19 protein-coding genes and 1 pseudogene are annotated in these 19668 nt (G+C 71.4%); 14 read left to right on the plus strand and 6 right to left on the minus strand.

Going from position 1 to position 19668, the window contains the following annotated elements; genetic code table 11:
* The first annotated feature begins 105 nt into the window (after positions 1–105).
* The 3 genes from AB0D27_RS26590 (at position 106) to AB0D27_RS26600 (ending at position 2479) form a co-directional block, all read left to right on the plus strand.
* A complete protein-coding gene (locus tag AB0D27_RS26590; RefSeq protein ID WP_362513557.1) occupies positions 106–1044 on the plus strand; it encodes a PAC2 family protein in 939 nt (312 codons plus the stop codon).
* A gap of 284 nt (positions 1045–1328) precedes the next feature.
* A complete protein-coding gene (gene coaE / locus AB0D27_RS26595) occupies positions 1329–1937 on the plus strand; it encodes a dephospho-CoA kinase (protein ID WP_362513560.1) in 609 nt (202 codons plus the stop codon).
* Positions 1938–2098: 161 nt separating this feature from the next.
* Positions 2099–2479 (plus strand): tetratricopeptide repeat protein, encoded by a 381-nt coding sequence (locus AB0D27_RS26600; protein WP_362513563.1) that lies wholly within the window; start codon positions 2099–2101, stop codon positions 2477–2479.
* A 30-nt stretch (positions 2480–2509) separates the two neighbouring features.
* Here the strand turns inward: AB0D27_RS26600 and AB0D27_RS26605 are convergent, their stop codons facing one another.
* A complete protein-coding gene (locus tag AB0D27_RS26605; protein WP_362513566.1) occupies positions 2510–2827 on the minus strand; it encodes a DUF6343 family protein in 318 nt (105 codons plus the stop codon).
* Between the two features lie 93 nt (positions 2828–2920).
* On the opposite strand from AB0D27_RS26605, the gene AB0D27_RS26610 reads away from it, so the two are divergent.
* Together AB0D27_RS26610 and AB0D27_RS26615 are read left to right on the plus strand one after the other, a co-directional pair.
* Complete coding sequence (locus tag AB0D27_RS26610) at positions 2921–3907, plus strand: acyltransferase domain-containing protein (protein ID WP_362513569.1); 987 nt, start codon at positions 2921–2923, stop codon at positions 3905–3907.
* A gap of 232 nt (positions 3908–4139) precedes the next feature.
* Entirely contained in the window at positions 4140–4598 is a 459-nt protein-coding gene (locus tag AB0D27_RS26615; protein ID WP_362513572.1) for a DoxX family protein, read from the plus strand.
* Positions 4599–4709: 111 nt separating this feature from the next.
* Here the strand turns inward: AB0D27_RS26615 and AB0D27_RS26620 are convergent, their stop codons facing one another.
* Both AB0D27_RS26620 and AB0D27_RS26625 read right to left on the minus strand, forming a co-directional pair.
* Positions 4710–5261 carry an RNA-binding S4 domain-containing protein gene (locus AB0D27_RS26620; RefSeq protein WP_362513574.1) on the minus strand — a complete coding sequence of 184 codons (552 nt, stop codon included), beginning with the start codon at positions 5259–5261 and terminating at the stop codon, positions 4710–4712.
* Positions 5262–5271: 10 nt separating this feature from the next.
* Positions 5272–5400 carry a hypothetical protein gene (locus AB0D27_RS26625; RefSeq protein WP_362513577.1) on the minus strand — a complete coding sequence of 43 codons (129 nt, stop codon included), beginning with the start codon at positions 5398–5400 and terminating at the stop codon, positions 5272–5274.
* Between AB0D27_RS26625 and AB0D27_RS26630 the strand changes: the two genes are divergently transcribed.
* Positions 5399–6139, plus strand: a complete 741-nt coding sequence (locus AB0D27_RS26630; protein ID WP_362513580.1) for a uracil-DNA glycosylase — start codon at positions 5399–5401, stop codon at positions 6137–6139. The two genes, AB0D27_RS26625 and AB0D27_RS26630, sit on opposite strands and share 2 nt — an antisense overlap.
* 9 nt (positions 6140–6148) lie before the next feature.
* Complete coding sequence (gene pip / locus AB0D27_RS26635; RefSeq protein WP_362513583.1) at positions 6149–7117, plus strand: prolyl aminopeptidase; 969 nt, start codon at positions 6149–6151, stop codon at positions 7115–7117.
* Here pip and AB0D27_RS26640 read toward each other — a convergent pair.
* Positions 7114–7908, minus strand: coding sequence for a GntR family transcriptional regulator (locus AB0D27_RS26640; RefSeq protein ID WP_362513586.1), 795 nt, complete (start codon positions 7906–7908; stop codon positions 7114–7116). The genes pip and AB0D27_RS26640 overlap by 4 nt on opposite strands.
* A gap of 171 nt (positions 7909–8079) precedes the next feature.
* Here AB0D27_RS26640 and AB0D27_RS26645 point away from each other — a divergent pair, with 171 nt between their 5' ends.
* The 4 genes and pseudogenes from AB0D27_RS26645 to AB0D27_RS26660 all read left to right on the plus strand — a co-directional run bounded on the left by AB0D27_RS26645 (position 8080) and on the right by AB0D27_RS26660 (position 13765).
* Positions 8080–9564, plus strand: a complete 1485-nt coding sequence (locus AB0D27_RS26645; RefSeq protein WP_362513589.1) for an NCS1 family nucleobase:cation symporter-1 — start codon at positions 8080–8082, stop codon at positions 9562–9564.
* A gap of 2 nt (positions 9565–9566) precedes the next feature.
* Positions 9567–10304: an aspartate/glutamate racemase family protein gene (locus tag AB0D27_RS26650; RefSeq protein WP_362513592.1), complete on the plus strand. Its 738-nt coding sequence runs from the start codon at positions 9567–9569 to the stop codon at positions 10302–10304.
* 714 nt (positions 10305–11018) lie between these two features.
* Positions 11019–11240 (plus strand): annotated as a pseudogene (locus AB0D27_RS26655) (hypothetical protein); the annotation flags it as partial.
* Positions 11241–11866: 626 nt separating this feature from the next.
* Positions 11867–13765, plus strand: coding sequence for an FUSC family protein (locus AB0D27_RS26660; RefSeq protein WP_362513595.1), 1899 nt, complete (start codon positions 11867–11869; stop codon positions 13763–13765).
* A 131-nt stretch (positions 13766–13896) separates the two neighbouring features.
* Here AB0D27_RS26660 and AB0D27_RS26665 read toward each other — a convergent pair whose 3' ends face one another.
* Positions 13897–14850 carry an endonuclease/exonuclease/phosphatase family protein gene (locus AB0D27_RS26665; protein ID WP_362513598.1) on the minus strand — a complete coding sequence of 318 codons (954 nt, stop codon included), beginning with the start codon at positions 14848–14850 and terminating at the stop codon, positions 13897–13899.
* A 158-nt stretch (positions 14851–15008) separates the two neighbouring features.
* On the opposite strand from AB0D27_RS26665, the gene AB0D27_RS26670 reads away from it, so the two are divergent.
* From AB0D27_RS26670 to AB0D27_RS26680, 3 genes are all read left to right on the plus strand, one after another.
* Positions 15009–16367: an amidohydrolase gene (locus AB0D27_RS26670; protein ID WP_362513601.1), complete on the plus strand. Its 1359-nt coding sequence runs from the start codon at positions 15009–15011 to the stop codon at positions 16365–16367.
* 107 nt (positions 16368–16474) lie between these two features.
* Positions 16475–17164, plus strand: coding sequence for a DUF899 domain-containing protein (locus AB0D27_RS26675; protein ID WP_362513604.1), 690 nt, complete (start codon positions 16475–16477; stop codon positions 17162–17164).
* 185 nt (positions 17165–17349) lie between these two features.
* On the plus strand, positions 17350–17523 hold the full coding sequence (locus AB0D27_RS26680) for a hypothetical protein (protein ID WP_362513607.1): 174 nt from the start codon (positions 17350–17352) through the stop codon (positions 17521–17523).
* A 91-nt stretch (positions 17524–17614) separates the two neighbouring features.
* On the opposite strand, the gene AB0D27_RS26685 is transcribed toward AB0D27_RS26680, so the two are convergent.
* Positions 17615–19477: an ABC transporter ATP-binding protein gene (locus AB0D27_RS26685; RefSeq protein WP_362513718.1), complete on the minus strand. Its 1863-nt coding sequence runs from the start codon at positions 19475–19477 to the stop codon at positions 17615–17617.
* Positions 19478–19668 lie beyond the last annotated feature (191 nt).

Below are 19668 nucleotides of genomic sequence, written 5' to 3' on the forward strand. Positions count from 1 at the left end.
GCTTTAGGCTTGACACCGACCGCCGGGGCTCATCCGGTAAGGGAGAACCCCGGCGGGCGGCATCCCAGCAAAGACCGGGTACGAACACGAGGAGGAGCGGTCACAGTGCTTGATCCGCAGGGTTTGTACGCATGGGAGCCGAAGGGCCTCGCCGTTGTCGACATGGCGCTCGCGCAGGAGTCGGCCGGCCTTGTCATGCTCTACCACTTCGACGGATACATCGACGCGGGCGAGACCGGCGACCAGATCGTCGACCGACTGCTCGACTCGCTGCCCCACCAGGTCGTGGCCCGTTTCGACCACGACCGGCTCGTGGACTACCGGGCCCGCCGCCCGCTGCTGACGTTCAAGCGCGACCGCTGGACCGACTACGAAGAGCCGACCCTTGACGTACGGCTCGTGCAGGACGCCACCGGCGCGCCCTTCCTGCTGTTGTCCGGCCCCGAGCCGGACGTCGAGTGGGAGCGCTTCGCCGCCGCCGTTCAGCAGATCGTGGAGCGGCTCGGCGTGCGCCTCTCGGTGAACTTCCACGGCATCCCCATGGGTGTCCCGCACACGCGCCCTGTCGGCCTCACCCCGCACGGCAACCGCACCGACCTGGTGCCCGGCCACCGCAGCCCCTTCGACGAGGCGCAGGTGCCCGGAAGCGCCGAATCCCTCGTGGAATACCGCCTCATGGAGGCCGGACACGACGTCCTCGGCGTCGCCGCGCACGTGCCCCACTACATCGCCCGGTCCCCGTACCCGGACGCCGCGCTGACCGTCCTGGAGTCGATCACCGCCGCGACCGGCCTGGTGCTTCCCGGCATCGCGCACTCGCTGCGCACCGAAGCCCACCGCACCCAGACGGAGATCGACCGGCAGATCCAGGAGGGCGACGAAGAGCTGGTCGCCCTCGTCCAGGGACTCGAGCACCAGTACGACGCCGCGGCGGGCGCGGAGACGCGGGGCAACATGCTCGCCGAGCCGGTGGACATCCCCTCGGCGGACGAGATCGGGCTGGAGTTCGAGAAGTTCCTGGCCGAGCGGGAGGGTGACGCCTAGGGCCTGTCCGGCGGATCATGCCGCAGACGCGGGGGATGGCACATCCTCCCCCAACGCTCGGCTTGGCTCGCGCGGGCGGACCCTCATTCGCGTTGTCGTCGGTTGTCGACGCTCCGCGTCGCCGCCCTCCTCCGCCTTGCAGCTCGACGCACCATCCCCCGCTCACCTGCGCCGATCAGGAACCCTTGCTTCCCTGCGAACTGATCCGCCGGACAGTCCCTAGCCCGCTCTTCCCGGGGGCCCGGTCGGGGGGACTGTCAGTGGCAGGTCCTAAGCTGCTCGGCATGCTGAAGGTGGGCCTGACCGGCGGTATCGGCGCCGGCAAGAGCGAGGTGTCGCGACTGCTCGTCGAGCACGGCGCGGTGCTGATCGACGCGGACAGGATCGCGCGGGAGGTCGTCGCGCCCGGAACTCCTGGACTCGCGGCGGTCGTCGACGCCTTCGGCGAGGAGGTGCTCACCGCGGACGGCGACCTGGACCGGCCCAAGCTGGCCTCGATCGTCTTCGCCGACCCGCGGAAGCTCGCCGTCCTCAACTCGATCGTGCACCCCCTGGTGGGCGCCCGCTCGCGCGAACTCGAAGCCGCCGCCTCCGACGATGCCGTCGTCGTGCACGACGTGCCCCTCCTCGCCGAGAACGGCCTGGCCTCGCTGTACGACCTCGTGATCGTCGTGGACGCCAGCCCCGAAACCCAGCTCGACCGGCTCGTCCGCCTGCGCGGCATGTCCGAGGAGGACGCCCGCGCCCGCATGGCCGCCCAGGCCCCACGCGACAAGCGCCTGGAGATCGCGGACGTCGTGATCGACAACGACGTACCCCTGGAGGACTTGAAGGCGCGCGTGCGTGAGGTATGGGCCGATCTCGAGCGCAGAGCCCACCAGCCGCAGGAATAGCGAGCCGTAGGGATGGCGAGCCGTAGGGATGGCGAGCCGTAGGGATGGCGAGCCGTAGGGATGGCGAGCCGCAGGGATGGCGAGCCGCAGGAATGCGAGTCGTAGGAATAGCGGCCCCCTGCGGGGGCGTTGAACCCCTTGAGTGAGGGAAGGACTCAGCCGTGCCCGAGATCAGCGGTTCGACCGGACGTACTCCGGAGACGCATGTCATCGACTTCCGCGCCGCCGAGCAACTGCTCGCCGCGCGTGACCCGCGGGGCGCGGTGAAGCTGCTCGACCCAGTCATCGCCGCGCATCCGGAGAACACGGCCGCCCGGCTGCTGCGTGCGCGTGCCTTCTTCGCCGCCGCCCAACTGCGGCCCGCCGAGCTGGAGTTCACCATCGTGCTGGAACGCGAGCCGGACAACGCGTTCGCGCACTTCGCGCTCGCCCGCACCTATGAGCGCCAGCGCCGCCCCGACCAGGCCAAGCGCCACTTCAGACTGGCGGCGGCGCTCGACCCGAAGCCGCAGTACCTGGAAGCGGCGCGCTTCGACTCGTAGGGACCCCGACTCTCGGCGCGTCCGAGCCGGTCAGGGATGGCGGTGTTGCCGCGGCCGGTACGGACGCCGATTCTCCGGCCGGTACGGAGGCGGGTCCTCGGGCGGGCGGTAGGGCGGGATGTCCGGGCCTGGCTGGTAGTGCGGCCCCTGGCGGATGTGCCGCACGATCATGGTCATGTCCACGGTGACGATCAGCCACAGCACGCCGCACGCGGCCGCCCATCCGGGCCGCCCGGCCAGGGCGAACGCGGCCGTCCCGGCGATCGCCCAGATCAGCCCCCACACGCTCAGCCAGAAGCGCAGCCGCAGAGCACTGCGCGCTGTCGTCGGTTCACTGCCCGTACGCATCAGGATCACCACTCCTACTGGGAAACGTACTCTTCGTGGTGCACGTTCACCAAGGAAGAGCGGTCGCATCGACGACCGCCGGGGGAGGCGACGGTGCTGCTGGACGCGCTGCGGGCGGACGCGAGGCTCGCCAAGTGGCTGAGGGACCTGGAGAGCGAGGGCACGCCCCGGACGGAAGCGGTGCTTCCGGACGCGGACGAGCTGCCGGACGTCCTGCTCGACCTGACCGTGTCCCACGAGCACATCAACGAACTCGTCGCGCTGCGCGCCCGACTGGCCGCCGACGCGGAGGCGATGACACTCCTCGCGCGCTGCGTCGGCCGTTTCGTACGGGACATGGGGGAGATCGGCAAGGGCTGGGAGCCGCCGGCGTTCCCCGCGTCGACGGGGGCCCTCGGGCGCTGCTTCCATGTGTACGTCTTCATCGCGGCGCTTCCCTACGTGCGCGCCTACCACCGGGAGCGAGGCGTCCCGGAGGACGTGTCGAGGCGCACCCTCGCCGACCTCGGCCGCCATGTGGCCGTGCACCACCGGCGGCTCGGCACCCCCGGGCTGCTGTTCCCCTGGTGGATCGCCCTGCACTTCCACGGAGAGCTGTTCCAGCTGGGCCGGCTGCAGTTCCAGCGGACGCGGCTCGGTCAGCGCACCGGCCGGGCGGTCGCGGCGGCGGGCCTCGGCCAGGGCCCCGGCGACCCCTGCCTGAGCCTGCACATCACCGACTTCCGCGGCCCCCTGAGCGCCTCAGCCTGCGACCGCTCGCTCGCCCTGGCCGGGGATTTCTTCGCCCGCCACTACCCCGACGAGCGCTATGAAATAGCCGTGTGTCACTCCTGGCTGCTCGACACCCAGCTCAAGAGGTATCTGCCGACGGACTCCAACATCGTCCGCTTCCAGGACCGCTTCGAGCTCGTGTACGAGAACAAGACTCCGGACGATGGCGTGCCCGTCGGCTTCGTCTTCGGCGACCCCGATCTGCCGCCGGAGAAGCTGCCGCGGCGCAACAGCGTCGAGCGGGCGGTGGGCGACCATCTGCGCGCGGGCGGCCACTGGTACGGCGGGCAAGGCTGGTTCGCTCTGTAGGCCCGGACCCATGCCCCTCGAACCCATCACCCGAACGAGTGGCGGATGGCGGGAACGGGCCGACGAACGTGGCTCGTTGGACGGGTATGAGGGCGCCCCCGCTCGAGCGAAGCCGAGAGTCCAGGAGAGGTGGAGGGGGCGAAACCAATCCCCCGCACTCCGATGAGTTCCCGACGCCCACCCGGTCTACCTCTGTGAAAGCACCGGCTACCGCTTCACACAGGAGATCCCCATGTCCGAGACCACCGTCCCCGCCGCCCGACTCGCCTCCGCTTCAGCTTCCGCCCCCGCGACCAACACCCCTCGCACCCGCCGAGCCCGCATCTCCCTGACCGCCCTGCAAATCGTCCTCGGCCTCTTCTACGCGATCGCGAGCGCCCTCCCCAAGCTGCTCGCGAACCCGTCGGCCGTCGAGGCCTTCGACAAGCTCGGCTGGGGCCACACGGGGATGTACGTCATTGGCGCGCTCGAACTCGCCGGCGGCATCGCCCTGTTGGTCCCGCTGCTCGACTCGGTGGCGGCGGTGGCGCTCAGCGCGCTGATGCTCGGCGCGTTCATCGTCAACGTCACGGCCATCCATGGCCCGTACGTGGCGACCCCGCTCATCCTGATCCTGCCGCTCGCGCTGATCGCCTGGGCCAGGCGCAGCCACACCAGCGAGCTGCTCCGCGTGGTACGCCGACGGGCGTGACGGCCGTACGCGACGAAGGGCTCCCCCAGCGGCAGGGGGAGCCCTCACTGTCGTACGGCGGAACGGACGCCCTGGCGTCCAGGACCTTCAGGCTCCGGAGCCTGAGCCGGATCAGGCACCAGCTCCGGATCCGGCGCCGGAGCCGGGGGGACCACCGTCCGGGCCGGAGGAGCCGGCGGAACCCGAGGTGCCGAAGGACAACCCCCGCAACCGCTCCAGCTCGCGCCGGTCCCGCTTGGTCGGGCGCCCCGCCCCCCGGTCACGGATGCCCGCCGGTGCGACGGCCTCGCGCGGCGGGGGCGGCGGGCTGTTGTCGACGTAGCACTCGACGGCGGCGGGCGCGCCGACCCGTTTGCGGATCACGCGTTTCACGACGACGACCCGCTCCCGGCCGCCGTGCCGCAGGCGTACCTCGTCGCCGACGCGCACGGCGTACGCGGGCTTGACGCGCTCACCGTTCACCCGGACGTGCCCGCCCCGGCAGGCGGTGGCGCCCATCGAGCGGGTCTTGACGAGACGAACGGACCAGATCCAGCTGTCGACCCGCACGCTCTCGCCGCTCGCCGGCCCCGCGGCCTCGGCGGTGGTCACCGCGTCACCGGACTCCTGCGCACCCCCGGCATCCGCGCCCTTCTTCTCCCCGTCAGCACCCTGAGAAGCCATGCCCTCGACTCTAGTCCTCAGGGACCGGCCCACCGAGCGGATTGTCCGTCGCGCGGACCACCCCCGATGCCGCCGGCCCGGCGGGCGCGGCGATGACCTGGTCGTGTACGGCGAGCCCATGGTCGTACGGTGGTGGCATGGACAGCAGTGGCCCGGGATCCAGCGGTCCGAACGGCGGCGGCCTCGCCGAACTGGACGCGCGGGTCTCCGGGTGTCGGGCCTGTCCGCGTCTGGTGGAATGGCGCGAGGAGGTGGCCCGCACCAAGCGCGCCGCCTTCGCCGACCAGACGTACTGGGGCCGCCCGGTCCCGGGGTTCGGGCCGGCCGACGCCTCCCTGCTCATCGTCGGGCTCGCGCCCGCGGCGCACGGCGGGAACCGGACCGGGCGGATGTTCACGGGGGACCGGTCCGGGGACGTGCTCTACGCGGCACTGCACGATGTGGGGCTCGCGTCGCGCGGGACCTCGGTGACCGCGGACGACGGACTGGAGCTGTACGGCGTACGCGTCACCTCGCCCGTGCACTGCGCCCCGCCGGCCAACAAGCCGACGCCCTGCGAACGGGACACTTGCCGGCCCTGGCTCGTGCGGGAGCTGGAGCTGCTGCGGCCCTCGCTGCGGGCGGTGGTCGTCCTTGGCGCCTTCGGCTGGCAGGCCGCGCTGCCCGCCTTCGCCGAGGCGGGATGGACGGTGCCTCGGCCCAGGCCGGTGTTCGCGCACGGGGCCCAGGTGTCCCTCGGTTCCCTCGAGCTCTTCGGATGCTTCCACGTCAGCCAGCGGAACACCTTCACTGGACGGCTCACGCCCGCGATGCTCCGGGATGTGCTGGACACAGCCGCCCGGGCGGCGGGGCTGACGACCCGGCCGCAGGCGGGTTAGCCTCGCGCGATGGGCCTGTATCCGGAGATCGAACCGTACGACCACGGAATGCTCGATGTCGGCGACGGCAACCGCGTGTACTGGGAGGTCTGCGGCAATCCGCGCGGCAAGCCCGCCGTGATGCTGCACGGAGGCCCCGGCTCGGGGTGCGGCGCCCGGTACCGGCGGTACTGCGACCCGGAGGCGTACCGCATCGTCCTGCTCGACCAGCGCGGCTGCGGACGCTCCACGCCGCCCGCGAGCGCGTACGAGACGGACATGAGCGTCAACACGACGGCCCATGTGATCCAGGACCTGGAGCTGCTCCGCGGCCACTTGGGCATCGACCGGTGGCTGGTGTGGGGAGTGTCGTGGGGTTCGGTGCTGGGGCTGCGGTACGCGCAGACGCATCCGGACGTCGTCACCGAGCTGGTGCTGACGGGGGTGGCCACCGGCTCGAACGCCGAAGTGGCCATGCTGTCCAAGGGACTTGGGACGCTCTTCCCCGAGGCCTTCGAACGGTTCCTCGCCGAGCTGCCGAAGGAGGAGCGCGACGGGAATCTCGCCGCAGCGTACAACCGGCTGATCGAATCGCCCGACCCGCGGGTGCGGGCACGCGCGGCACGCGCCTGGACCGACTGGGAGACGGCGATCATTCCCGCGCCGCCGCGCTCGGTGGAGCGCTATGAGGACCCGGCCTTCCGCATGGCCTTCGCCCGCACGGTCACGCATTACTTCGGCAACGACCATTTCCTGGGGGAGGGGAACGACGAGGGTGTCGTGCTGCGGGACACGCCCTTGCTCAAGGGCATCCCCGGCACGCTGGTGCAGGGCAGCCTCGACCTCGGGAATCTGCTCGGCACCGTCTGGCGGCTCCACCACGCCTGGCCCGGCAGCGAGTTGGTCCTCGTCGACGACGCGGGGCACAACGCGGGGGCTCCGGGTGTGGTGGACGTCCTGGTGGCGGCCACGGACAAGTACGCGACCGCGGAACGCTAGTCGTCTCCGAACAGGTGCCGCACCGTTGATCGGTAGTTGGCCTGAACGTGCGCGAGTGCGTGCGCACGGGCCCGGTCCGGGTCGCCGGACGCGATGGACTCGTACAACTCGCGGTGTTCGGTCAGGAGTTGGGGCCACTCCTCGTTCTGCCGGGTGAGCCAGCGCAGTCGGCCGTCGACCGGTTCCATGACGGAGATCAGCAGGCTGTTGCCCGCCATGGCCAGGATCCGGTCGTGGAAGCGGGTGTTGATGTCGGTGATCGCCTCCGCGTCGTCGGCGTGCGTCGCGGTCGCCGCGCGGTCGAGCAGGTCGGCCAGCTCGGCCAGCGCCTCCGGGGTGGCGCGTGAGGCGGCGAGCCCGGCCGCGTAGACCTCCAACGCCTCGCGCAGTTCGAAGAGTTCGGCGACGTCGGTCGGCGTGAGGCGGCGTACGACGGTCCTGCGCGGCGTCTCGAAGAGCACGAAGCCCTCGGCGACCAGCGCGCGGATCGCCTCGCGGACCGGAACCCGGGAGACCCCGAACCGCTCGGCCAGCTCGCGCTCGACCAGACGGTCGCCGGGGCGTAGCCGCCCCGCGATGATCTCCCGCCGCAAGGTCCCCAGGACGCGCTCGCGCACCGCGCCCAGAGGTTCCCGTTCGGCGCCCAGTGACTCCCGCACCCCGCCCAGGGGCTCCCGTTCGGCGTCCAGCGGCTCGCGCACCGCGCCCAGGGGCTCCTGTTCGCCGCCCAGTGAGTCCCGCTCCGCGCTCACTGGATCCCGCCCCTCGCCCAGGGGTTCGATCTTCGTCATGGGCCCATCTTCGCCGACTCGGAGGGTGTTTTACGGAGCCGTAACGGCACGGACATCGGTCAGAACGGTTGACGGCGGGACCATGACGGCACTTTGGTATACCAAAGCGCTTCGCCAGGCCGCCCCCACACGCCCAGAGCAGTCCTCCGTCCCCTCGCCCCTGGAGGCCCCGTGTCCCTCGCCGACAGCGCCGAAGCCACCGGCGCGCCAGCGTTCGTCCCCGACCCCCGGCTCACCAACGAAGACCTCGCGCCCGCCGAGAAGCGCAACTGGAAGGTCTTCGACCTCTTCGCCATGTGGATGTCCGACGTCCACAACCTCGGCAACTACACGTTCGCGGCGGGCCTGTTGGTCCTCGGTATGAACGTCTGGCAGATCTTCACGTCGCTGCTCGTCGGCTTCGTGATCATCTATGCCGGCATGAACCTGATGGGCCGCGTCGGGCAGCGCACCGGCGTGCCCTTCCCGGTCGTCAGCCGTATCAGCTTCGGTGTCTGGGGCGCCAACATCTCCGCGCTGATCAGGGCCGTCATCGCCATCATGTGGTACGGCATCCAGACCTACCTGGCATCCGTCGCGGTCAACGTCATGCTGCTCGCGGCCTGGCCCGGCCTGGAGTCCTGGACCCACCACTCCTTCCTCGGCCTGGACGCGCTCGGCTGGACGTCCTTCCTCGCGCTGTGGCTGGTCCAGGCGCTCATCATCAGCCAGGGCATGGAGTCGGTCCGCAAGTTCCAGGACTTCTGCGGCCCCGCGATCTGGCTCGTGATGATCGCGCTGGCCATCTGGGTCCTCGCCAAGGCCGGCTGGAGCATCTCGCTCACCTCGACCCCGCACCCGGTCTCCGTCGGCGAGCAGTGGCGTCAGTGGTTCGGCGCGGTCGGGCTCATCCTCGCCACCTACGGCACCCTGATGCTCAACTTCTGCGACTTCTCGCGGTTCGCGCCCAGCTACAAGACGGTCAGGCGTGGCAACTTCTGGGGGCTCCCCATCAACTCCACGGCCTTCGTGATCGTGTCCGTCATCGTCACGGGCGGTTCAATCGAGGCCTTCGGCGAGGCCATCACCGACCCGGCGCTGCTCGTCGCCAAGGTCGGCAACACCTGGGTCCTGGTGCTCGGCGCCCTGACATTCGCGATCGCCACCATGGGCGTCAACATCGTCGCCAACTTCGTCTCCCCGGCGTACGACCTCGCCAACGTCTGGCCGCAGAAGATCACCTTCAAGGTCGGCGGCATGATCAGCACGGTCGCCGCCCTGGTCGTCACCCCCTGGAACCTCTTCTCCAACCCCACCGTCGTCAACTACTTCCTCGGCGGCCTCGGCGCCTTCCTGGGACCCCTGTTCGGCGTGATCATGCTCGACTACTACTGGGTCAAACGCGGCCGCGTCGACATCGAGCAGCTCTTCAACGCCCAGCCGGGCTCCCGCTACTACTACCGCAAGGGTGTCAATCCCAAGGCACTGTGGGCGTTCCTGCCCTCGGCGGCCGTGGCCGCGGTCCTCGCCCTGGTGAAGGACTTCAGCGACGTGGCCCCGTACTCCTGGTTCATCGGTACGGCACTGGCGGCCGGGCTGTACGCGGTGCTGTGCCGGGCGGAGCGCGCCGCCGCCGAGACCGTCGCTGTACCCGCTACCGCCGTCGTGGAGGGCTGAGCGTGCGGATCGTCGTCACCAACTGCAATACGACGCAGGAGATGACCGAGGAGATCGTACGAGGTGCCCGGGCCGCCGCAGGCCCGGGCACCACCGTGCTCGGACTCACCCCCGCCTGGGGGCCCGAGTCCGCGGAGGGCTGGCTCGACAGCTACCTCTCGGCGGCGGCCGTCCTCGACACCCTGCGGACGTACGAGGGGCCGTACGACGCCGTGGTCATGGCCGGCTTCGGGGAACACGGCCGCGAGGGCGCACGGGAGTTGGTCGACGTACCGGTCGTCGACATCACCGAGGCGGCGGCTCACCTCGCCTGCCTGCTCGGCCGTCGCTACGGCGTCGTCACCACCCTCGAACGCTCACGCGGCCAGATCGAGGACAGTCTGTACGCCGCCGGTGTCGCCCAGAACTGCGCCGCCGTCGTCGCCACGGGCCTCGGCGTCCTCGACCTCGGCGACGCCCAGCGCACGGAGGAGGCGTTCGTCGCGGCCGCCGCGCGTGCGGTGGAGGCCGGGGCCGAGGTACTGGTCCTGGGCTGCGCGGGGATGACCGGACTGCAACGGGCGGTGGGGGAGAAGCTGGGGCTGCCCGTGGTCGACGGGGTGGCGGCGGCGGTCAAGCTCGCGGAGTCGCTGGTGGGGTTGGGGCTGAGGACGAGTCGGGCGGGCGGCTATGCGCGACCGCTCGCCAAGCGGCGGGTGTGGGGGTCCCCGGGTGACGGGGACTCGCTTCCTTCGGGGTGAAACTCGACCGGCTGACCGGCTGACCGGCTGAGCGGCCGAGCGACCCAGCGGCCGAGCGACCCGGCGGTGGACGGCGGGGCGGCAACGGGCGGCGATCACGCACTCCCGAACGGAGCCCTTCACGATGCCTCCCACCCGTCGTCAGGCGGAGATGCCACCAGGGCAGGGTCGCCCGGCTCCTGCGCCGGGCGAACGGGTCCGGCAAGGCGCGCCGGACCGTACTCCGCGTCCAGCGGGCCAGCAGCCGCCTGAACTCGGCCCGCGCTCTCGTCGGCAATCGCACCAGCACGTCTTCCAACAAGTCGCGTGCGTGTCTGACGTCGTCGAAGGAGCAGCCGGGGCAGGAGCGGAGTGCGCACGCCGGATGCAAAGTGCGTCGGCCGGGCGGGCCGAGGAACACCCGGTACCGCCGGAAGGCCCGCTCGGTGGCACCCGGATAGACGTAGCTGTCGTCGCTCAGGCCCTCGACACGGTGGACGGCCAAGCTCGTGGCCGCGGACAGGCCGTGGATCCGGGCGGGAGGGGCGGGGTCCACACGCGGGGCAACCGCGGTTCGGCGCGCAGGGCGCGAGGCGGTCTACGCGGCATCGTCCTTTCAGTGGGAAGCCACGCACGCGGTCCCGCAGGCGATGGGGTAGCCGGTCAGGCAGGTGGTCATGACCGTCATCGTGCCGTCGTCGGCGGCCCCTTGGACACCAGGTGTTCTCAGTCGCCGACCGTCCGGCTCAGGTCGAGGTGTATTACGAGGACATTCCCGTCGGGTACTGGACGACCGTGAAATTCTCCGGCGCCCTGCCCGCGCGGCGGGTGAACGAGCTGCTCGACCGGGTGGAGCGGTTGCAGCAGGCCGTCAAGTTCGCCCGGGAGGAGGCCAACGGCGTGGCCGTCGACGACCAGCGGGTGGGAGACGCCGTGTTCGGCTACCTGTTCGGGTAGCCTCTGAAACTCCCCGGCCGCCACGCGACACGGCCGGGGTGCGCGAGGAGCGCAAGCTGAAGCTGAAGCTTGTCGTGAGGCGCGGCCAGGACTCAGAGCCGGCCGCGGTCAATCTCAGACTCTTGCTCCAGACTCAGTATTCGCCGCCGATCGCCGGATCGACCGGGCCCAGGTCCCGGTACGTCGAAATGCCGGTTCAAGTCCGGCCCGCGCAGCTCGATGCGTGGTGGTCCAAAGGCAGGACGCGGCGACATAACGACTGACCTGGGTCCTCAAGCGTGCCGGCGTGTGAAGTGGGTGGCATCACAGGGTCCGGGGGCCGGCTACGCCCTCGGACCCGCTCCGCGTTCGGCGACAATCAATCCGGGCTCGCCGCCGTTCGGCAACGGTGGCCCGTGCCCGCTCCTGTCCGGCAACGGTGGCCCGTGCCCGCTCCTGTCCGGCAACGGTGGCCCGTGCCCGCCCCCGATTGCGTTCATAAAGAACGCGGCTTTCCCGCGAAGTGTCACCTCGCGGAAATGTGTACGTTCCGTTGTCCCCGGCAACGCGATCTACCGTAGGAACCACACCAGCCCGGCCGACGTCGCCCGAAGGCATCCCGCCCGCCCTCGCCCGACAGGAGCCCCGTGCCACTCCCCACTGGCGCCGTACCGCCCTGGCTCGCCCACGCCCTGCGCGCGCAGCGCGGACCCGTGCCGTGGAACGCCGTCCTGCGGGGCGCCCTGGCCGCCGGGCCCCTGCTGCTCGCGGCGGTGGCGGCCGGGCGGACCTCCGTCGGAGTCGTCGCCGCGCTCGGTGCCATGCTCGCCGGGATCAACGACCGGCCGGGGAGCAGGCGGGCCGCCGTGCGCAGGCTGGGCGTGCCGGCGCTCGTGGGAGGCGGCGGGCTGCTCGTCGGGTCGTACGCCGGACAGCACACGGGGGCTGTCACGCTCACCCTGCTGCTCACCGGGCTCGGGCTGGTCGCCGGAGCCGTCAGTGCCGTCGGGCCCGTCGCCTCCGGGGCCGGGACGCAACTGCTCGTCGCCGCCGCGATCGGGGCGGGGATGCCGCTGCCGGAACCCGGTTGGCAGCGTGCGGTCTTCTTTCTCGGCGGGGCAGGATGGCTCCTCGCGCTGCGACTCGCACTGCCGACGACCGGCCCCACCGCCGGCGACTACCGGTTCGACGGTGAGCGGGACGCCGTCGGCGCCGTGTACGACGCGATCGGTGCGCTGCTCGAAGCGGCCGGCGGGCCGGACGCGAACAGCCGCCGGGTCGCGCTGACCGCCGCGCTCGACCACGCGCAGGACGCGCTCGCCGGGCCCCGGCTGCGGCGGTACGCCAGTTCCGCCGCCGAGCGCCGGCTGCACGCGCAGTACGCCGCCGCGCTGCCGCTCGCCGAGGCCGCGACCGCGCTCGCCTGGGCCGGCGAAACCGTGCCGGCGCGGGCCGCGGAGGGGCCCCGGCGGCTCGCCGCCGCCGTCCGCACCGGCGGCCAGACCGGGCCGCTGCCCGCCCCCGCCCTCCCGCACGACCGTCTTCTCTCGCGCGGTGGCACCCCCGTCGCCCCCGTGCTGCGCGCCCTCCACGACGCGCTGCTGCACGCCGCCGACGCCTTCGACCGGGGTGGCGCCGCCGACACCCTGCACACCCGGCGCCGTACCGCCGCCTCCCTCGTACACACCGCGCTGGGTTCAGCCGGGCGTGAGTACGGGCTGCGCGTCGCCCTCTGTTTCGGCGCCAGCGCGGCCGTGGCGCAGGCCCTGCACCACGCCCGCTGGTACGGCAACCACTCCCACTGGTACTGGCTCCCCGCGACCGCCGTGTTCCTCGTCAAGCCCGACCTAGGGCCGCTCGCTTCGCGCGTGCTGTGCCGGGCGGCGGGGACCGTGCTCGGCGCGGTCCTCTTCGCGGGGCTCGCGGCCCTGCTGCCCCGCCCGGAAGGGCTCATCGCGCTGGTGGCGGTCAGCGGTGCCCTCATCCCCGTCGCCACGCGGCACTTCGCCGCGCAGACCGCCGTCGTCACCGTGCTCGTCCTGGCCCTCGTGATGGTGGGAGGGGAGCCCCAGGCCTCCTGGAGCCGGATCGGGGAGACGCTGCTGGCCTGCGCGATCGTGCTGCTCGTCGGGCATCTGCCGGCGCTCGGGCAGCGCGGCGGGACCGTACGGGCGCGGCTGGTGCGCGCCGCGGAGGCGGCGGACGCCTACCTCGCGCATGTCCTGAGCGACGGCACCGCGGACGACCGGGCCGGCCGGTGGATCCTGCGGCGCGAGGCCTATCGCGCGCTTGCCGAGGCCCGTGCGGCGATCGACCTCGCCGCCGCCGAACTCCCCGCCCTGGCACGGCACGCCGAGGGTGCGGACGAGGTGGCGGCCACCCTCGAACGGCTCGTCGACACGACCACCGCGTGCGCCGTACAGCTCGACGACACCGGGCGGCTCACCCGCCACCACACCGAGCGGATCGCTGAACTCCTCGACGAACTGGCCGTCCGACGTGAGCGGACGGGACTGCCGGCCCCCAAGCTTCCCGTCGCCGTCTGACCGCCAGTGTCCCGCGCCGGAAATCCATGGGTAGATCCATGGCGCCGCCGAAGCCGCATATCGGCCGCCGACCACGTGTGTTGCCAGTTCGTGGCGCAGCCGACCTGCCTACGCATGTCCGGCGCGGGACACTAGGACCCCACCCGCACCCACACCGGCGCATGGTCCGACCCCGCCACCCCGCGCCGCTCGCCCGGGTCCGCGCCCACCGACGGCAGCCGGAGCTGCTGCTCGCCGGGCAGCCCCGTGCCCGCGGCGGTGACCCGGTGGACCAGGTGATGACTGACCAGGATGTGGTCGATCAGCTCGCGGCGCCCCGCGTTGACGCGGGAGTAGCGTTGGTCGGCCGGTATGAGCGGTGCCACGTCCCACAGGCGTGTGGCGTCGCCGGAGTCCGGATGGTCGTATCCGGGGGTGCCGATCTCGGAGCCGGGCGGGCCGAGCAGGATCTGGGTGGTCGCGGCCTGCACCTCGTCGTTGAGGTCGCCGAGGACCGCGACGTCGCGGGTGCGGCCCTCGCCGGCCAGCAGGTCGTCGGCCAGCGCGCGCAGCGCTGTCGCCTCGGCGGCCCGACGGTAGAGGGCGTACGCGCCGAAGCGGGCCCGCTCGCCCTCGTCGCGCGGCTGGAAGCGTCCTCGGGGGTACGACAGCAGCTTCGACTTCAGATGGCAGACGGCCACCCGCAGTGTCAGGGCCCGGGTGGAGATCTCCACCGCGAGGAAGCCGCGGCCCGCGTGCGATACGGCGGCGCCGCTGTCGTCCGCCTGCACGGGGCGCAGCGACTCGGGGAAGGCGTTGGTGTCGGCGAGCACCCGCGGCGCCACCCGGCTGAGGAAGCCGACCCTGATTCCCCGGTCGTCCGGATGCCCGGAGAGCGTGGCCTGCCACTCGCCGTCCAGCATTCCGGCCAGGTCCGCGAGCGCGTCCGGGTCCCCTACTTCCTGCACGCCCAGCAGCGTCGGGTCGAGTTCCGTGATGACGGCGGCCAGGGCGGCGAGCTTCGTCTCGTACGCGGCCTTGTCCTTCGGTCCGAAGGGGCTGCCGGGCCGGTACAGGTTCTCCAGGTTCCAGGTGGCGAGGAGCATGCCGACTCCTTCCAGGAGGCGCACCCATGCGCACCGTTGCGCACCGGGGTGGACCGTGCTGACGCCAGGGTGCCCGCGCCTGAGCGGCGGCGACAGGGCTGGGACGGGATGCGCGGTTCATGTCCTGCGCCGGCACCATGCCGTCGTACCGTGAGGTGATGACTCGGTCTCGTGGCAAACCGGCTCCAGCCGACCTCATCATCACCGGATGCACCGCGCTCGTGCACGACGATCATGAGGGGATCGGGTTCGTCGAGGACGCCTCGATCGTCGTACGAGAAGGGGTCATCGAGAGCCTCGGCGAAGACGTGGGTGGCCTGGACGCCGTCGAGCGCGTCGACGCCCGCGGTCAGCTGGCGATGCCCGGACTGATCAACTGTCACACCCACTCGCCGATGGTCGCTCTGCGCGGTATCGCCGAGGACCTGCCGGCGGTGGAGTGGTTCAACGACTTCATCTGGCCCATCGAGTCCAACCTCACTGAGCGGGATGTGGAGTTGGGTGCGCGGCTCGCCTGCGCCGAGATGATCCGTGGCGGAGTCACCTGCTTCGCCGATCACTATTTCTCGATGGACACGGTGGCCGCCGTGACGGCTCAGAGCGGGCTGCGCGCGCACCTGGGGGAGGCCTTCTTCTCCTCGCAGGGCGCCGAAGGGCGGGAAAAGTCACTGGAGTTCGCGCTGCGGCACCGGGGCGGCGCCGACGGCCGCATCACCACCGCCCTCGCCCCGCACGCGCCCTACACCGTGGACGACGCCGACCTGGCCGCGACCGCCGAACTCGCCCGCGAGCACGGACTTCCCGTGCATCTCCACGCCTCCGAGAACCGTGAGCAGACCGACAACAGCCTGACCCGCCACGGCCGCACGCCGATCGAGATCCTGGAGCGGACCGGGCTGCTCCACCACGACGTGCTCATCGCGCACGGCACCGGCATCGTCGAACGCGACCTGCCCGTGCTGGAGAACGCGAGCGGCCGGATCGCCGTCGCGACCGCGCCTCGCGGATACCTGAAGTTCGCCTGGGACCCGACACCCGTGCGGGCGCTGCGCGAGATCGGCATCCCGGTCGGGCTCGCCACGGACGGGGCCGCGTCGAACAACTCCCTGGACGTGTGGGAGTCGATGGCGCTCACCTCGCTCGTGCAGAAGTCGGCCGAGGGTGATCCACGTTGGCTGACGTCCCGCCAAGCCCTGCATCACGCGACCCTCCAGAGCGCGCGGGCCGTCGGGCTGGGGGAGCGGATCGGCAGTCTCGCGCCGGGGCGGCGGGCCGACATCGTCCTGGTCGACCTCACCGGCCCGCACACCCAGCCGGTGCACGATCTCGCGGTCACCCTCGTGCACAGCGCCCGCTCCAGTGACGTACGCACGACGATCGTCGACGGTCGCGTGCTGATGCGCGACCGGCGACTGCTCACGCTGGATCTGTCGTCCACGGTGAAGGAGTTGGGGGAGCGGCTGCCCGCCCTCGTCGATCGGAATCACGGTCGGCGCATCCAGCGGTACGACACCTGATCCGCCGATCTCTGACCCGCCGAGAAGGAATCTCGGCGATATGCCGATGAGTTTCGCTTCTCCCGCCGGTCCACCACAGAGTAGGCACCGTTGCGTAGGAGGAGCACATGACGCTTCCGCAGATCGTCTCGCGCGAGGAGTGGCGCGCCGCGCGCGAGGAACTGCTGGTCAGAGAGAAGGCCGCCACGCGCGCGCGGGACGCGCTGAACGCCGAGCGGCGCGGGCTGCCGATGGTCGAGATCGAAGAGGAGTACGTGTTCGAGGGCGGCGACGGGAAAGCGACGCTGCTCGACCTCTTCCGGGGCCGCAACCAACTCGTCGTCTACCACTTCATGTTCGCGCCCGAGTGGGACGCGGGCTGCCGCAGCTGCTCGGCGTTCCTCGACCAGATCGGGTACCTCGCCCATCTGCGGGCGCGCGGCACGGAGTTCGCCGCCGTGTCCCGCGCGCCGTACACGAGGATCCTGCCCTTCAAGGCCCGGATGGGCTGGACGGTGCCCTGGTACTCGTCGTACGGAAATGACTTCAACCATGACTTCGAGGTGACCCTCGACGGCGAGGGCGGGACCGTCGAGCGTCCTGGGGTGAGCTGCTTCCTGCGGGACCGCGAGCGGGTCTTCCACACCTATTCGACGTATGAGCGCGGACTCGACGGGCTCGGTTCGACCACCACCTTCCTCGACCTCACCGCCCTGGGACGGCAGGAGGAATGGGAGGAGCCCAAGGGGCGGGCGTCGGCTCTGGGGGCACCAGCGGGCAGCGAGCGGATCCGGTACCACGACGAATACGAGGACTGACACGAATACGAGGACTGACACGGCGGGTACGCGGACCGGCACAGCGGGTAAGCGGAACTGAGAGTTCCGTCACGATGAACCGGTGAACAAGTGTCGGCTACGTCTCAGTACGGTCACTTGGCGAGGCGATTACCCCATGGTGAGCGTTTAACTCTTACCAGAGCAGCGCTACATGGAGGTGCAGGGTGAACGGGCGAACAGTGCTGGAGCGCTTCCCCGCCGGTGGGCCACGAGGTTCGTGGCCCGCGGAGGAGTTCGCGCAGTTGCGCCGCCTGGAGGGTCAGGCCGCGGAGGTCGTCATGGATCTGGCCACGGACGCGTTCCTGGTGGTCGTGAGAGGTGCGGACGGCGTCGAGTGAGGGCACTCGCTCCTGAGCCGTTGAGCCGAGTGAGCGCACTCGGCTCTGGGCCGGGCAAGGCCACCCGCCGCCGAAGCGGGCGCCTGTGAGGTCACCCCGCCTTCGGCGCCGGCACCTTGCCGGTGAACTGTTCCGCCTGCAGCGCGTAGAGCTCCGCGTAGACGCCGCCGGTGGCCAGGAGCTCGTCCGGGCTCCCGGACTCCACCAGACGGCCCTGGTCGAGAACGTGGACGAGATCGGCGTGGCGCACGGACGCCAGCCGGTGCGTGATGAGGATGACCGTCTGTCCGGAGCCCGCGAGGGCCCTGATCTTCTCGAAGACCTCCAGCTCGGCCCGGGCGTCGAGCGCCGCCGTCGGCTCGTCCACGATCAGGATGGCGCCGCGCCGGTACGCCGCCCGCGCGATGCCGAGGCGCTGCCACTGCCCGCCCGACAGTTCGTGCCCGCCGCTGAAGCCGCGGGCCAGCAGCGTGTCGAGACCTCGGGGGAGATCGGCGACCACGTGCTGGGCCCCGGCCTCGGCGACCGACGCGGCGAGGCGCTCGTCCGTCAGCGGTGCCGAGGCGCGGCCGACCGCGATGTTGACGCGGGCCGTGAAGGGCCATCGTTTGAAGTCCTGGGCCACCATCGCGATGCGCTCGGCGAGCTGATGGCGGTCCGCGCTCGCCGCGTCGACCTCGTCCCACAGGATCCGGCCGCTCTGGGGCGCGTACAGCCCGGCGAGCAGTTTCACCAGGGTCGTCTTGCCCGAGCCGTTCTCACCGACGAGGGCCACGATCTTGCCGAGCGGCACGCGGAGGGTGACGTCCGCGAGCGCGGGCCGGGTCGCGGCGCCCGGATAGGTGAACGTGACGTTCTCGAAGCGGATTTCGCTCGGGTCCTCGGGGAGCGGATCGCCGCCCACCGGGATCGCGCGCTCGGCCGCCTCCACGTAAAGGCGTTGCAGATCGCCCACGAACAGGGCTTCCTCGTGCAGCGAGTTGACTTCAAGGACGAGGGTGTCGAGGCTCGCGGAGCCGGTGCGGATCGCGATCACGGCCGTACCGGCGACGGAGAGCGCCATCGCACCGGCGAGCAGTAGTCCGCCGAGCGTCGCGTACGTCGCCACGGTGGCCAGGCCCGTCCAGGTGGCGGCGATCAGCCCAGTGCGGGCGGAGAGCCGGGCGAGCCGCGCCTGCTCCGCCTCGGCGGCCTGCGACATCGCGCGGAAATGGCGCAGCAGGAACGGTCCCACGCCGTGCACGCGGATCTCCGGGGCCGCCCCGGGCTCCGTGAGCAGACTGCTGATCAGATGCCCGGCCCGGGCGTGCTGCACCCAGGTGTGGAACGACTCGTAGCGGCGCCGGGCGATGGTCAGGGCGCTCCAGGCGCTCGGCAGCGTCATCGTGACGAGCAGCGGCAGCAGCGAGGGATGCAGCACCGTCAGCACGCCCGCCGCCGCGCACAGCGAGATCATCGCGTTCACCACCCGGGTGGCGATGGTGATCATGCGCCGGGCGGACTGGGCGCCGTACTGCGCGGTGTCCAGCAGTTTGTGGAAGGCGTCGTCCTCGATGGCCGCCAGCTCCACTGCCGCCGCCCGCTCCAGATACAGCTCGGTCGCGACCCTCTCCACCTTCGGCTCCAGGCGCCCGGTGGCATACGTCGACGCGGCCCGCAGCAGCGCGCCGAGCAGCATCACGGCGGCGACCGTGACCAGGGCCGGGAGAGCGCCGCGCAGCCGGTCCTCGACCGGGCCGCCCGTCATCAGCCGCCCGAGCGCGCTGTTCACCGCGAACAGATTGACCGCCTGGGCTCCGCCTCGGGCCACCTCGGCGACCAGGACGACACGGGCGGCGCGCGGGTCCGCCTTCCAGGCGAGGCGGAAGCTGGACGCGAGCAGGGAGGGCAGCCGCGTGACCATCGCGCGGAAGTTCAACTCGAGGAACGCGTCGGCGTGTTGGGACCAGCCCATGTCGTAACGGAGCGGGCCGCCGAAGAGCAGGTGTTCCGACTCGGACGGCGCGGGCTTGTCCTCGCGATGCTTCTTTTTCGCCGATTTCCTCACCGTTCTCCTCCCCCGGGAGTGGACGAACGGTGCATTTCCCAGAAACGCGGCGCTCCACGCACGGCGGTAGCGGAGTCTCACGGTGACCGGCGTACTTT

The organism is Streptomyces sp. NPDC048415 (genome assembly GCF_040651675.1).
In the GTDB taxonomy this organism is placed as follows: domain Bacteria; phylum Actinomycetota; class Actinomycetes; order Streptomycetales; family Streptomycetaceae; genus Streptomyces.

What these genes read in the sequence shown, in the direction of transcription:
- AB0D27_RS26665 (WP_362513598.1), bottom strand. Translation starts at nt 14,850, where the DNA reads ATGCTCCTCGCCACCTGGAACCTGGAGAACCTGTACCGGCCCGGCAGC.
- AB0D27_RS26640 (WP_362513586.1), bottom strand. Translation starts at nt 7,908, where the DNA reads ATGACGAAGATCGAACCCCTGGGCGAGGGGCGGGATCCAGTGAGCGCG.
- AB0D27_RS26625 (WP_362513577.1), bottom strand. Translation starts at nt 5,400, where the DNA reads ATGCCACCACCGTACGACCATGGGCTCGCCGTACACGACCAGGTCATC.
- AB0D27_RS26615 (WP_362513572.1), top strand. Translation starts at nt 4,140, where the DNA reads ATGTCCGAGACCACCGTCCCCGCCGCCCGACTCGCCTCCGCTTCAGCT.
- AB0D27_RS26685 (WP_362513718.1), bottom strand. Translation starts at nt 19,477, where the DNA reads ATGGGCTGGTCCCAACACGCCGACGCGTTCCTCGAGTTGAACTTCCGC.
- AB0D27_RS26670 (WP_362513601.1), top strand. Translation starts at nt 15,009, where the DNA reads ATGACTCGGTCTCGTGGCAAACCGGCTCCAGCCGACCTCATCATCACC.
- AB0D27_RS26630 (WP_362513580.1), top strand. Translation starts at nt 5,399, where the DNA reads ATGGACAGCAGTGGCCCGGGATCCAGCGGTCCGAACGGCGGCGGCCTC.
- coaE (WP_362513560.1), top strand. Translation starts at nt 1,329, where the DNA reads ATGCTGAAGGTGGGCCTGACCGGCGGTATCGGCGCCGGCAAGAGCGAG.
- AB0D27_RS26620 (WP_362513574.1), bottom strand. Translation starts at nt 5,261, where the DNA reads ATGGCTTCTCAGGGTGCTGACGGGGAGAAGAAGGGCGCGGATGCCGGG.
- AB0D27_RS26675 (WP_362513604.1), top strand. Translation starts at nt 16,475, where the DNA reads ATGACGCTTCCGCAGATCGTCTCGCGCGAGGAGTGGCGCGCCGCGCGC.
- pip (WP_362513583.1), top strand. Translation starts at nt 6,149, where the DNA reads ATGGGCCTGTATCCGGAGATCGAACCGTACGACCACGGAATGCTCGAT.
- AB0D27_RS26605 (WP_362513566.1), bottom strand. Translation starts at nt 2,827, where the DNA reads ATGCGTACGGGCAGTGAACCGACGACAGCGCGCAGTGCTCTGCGGCTG.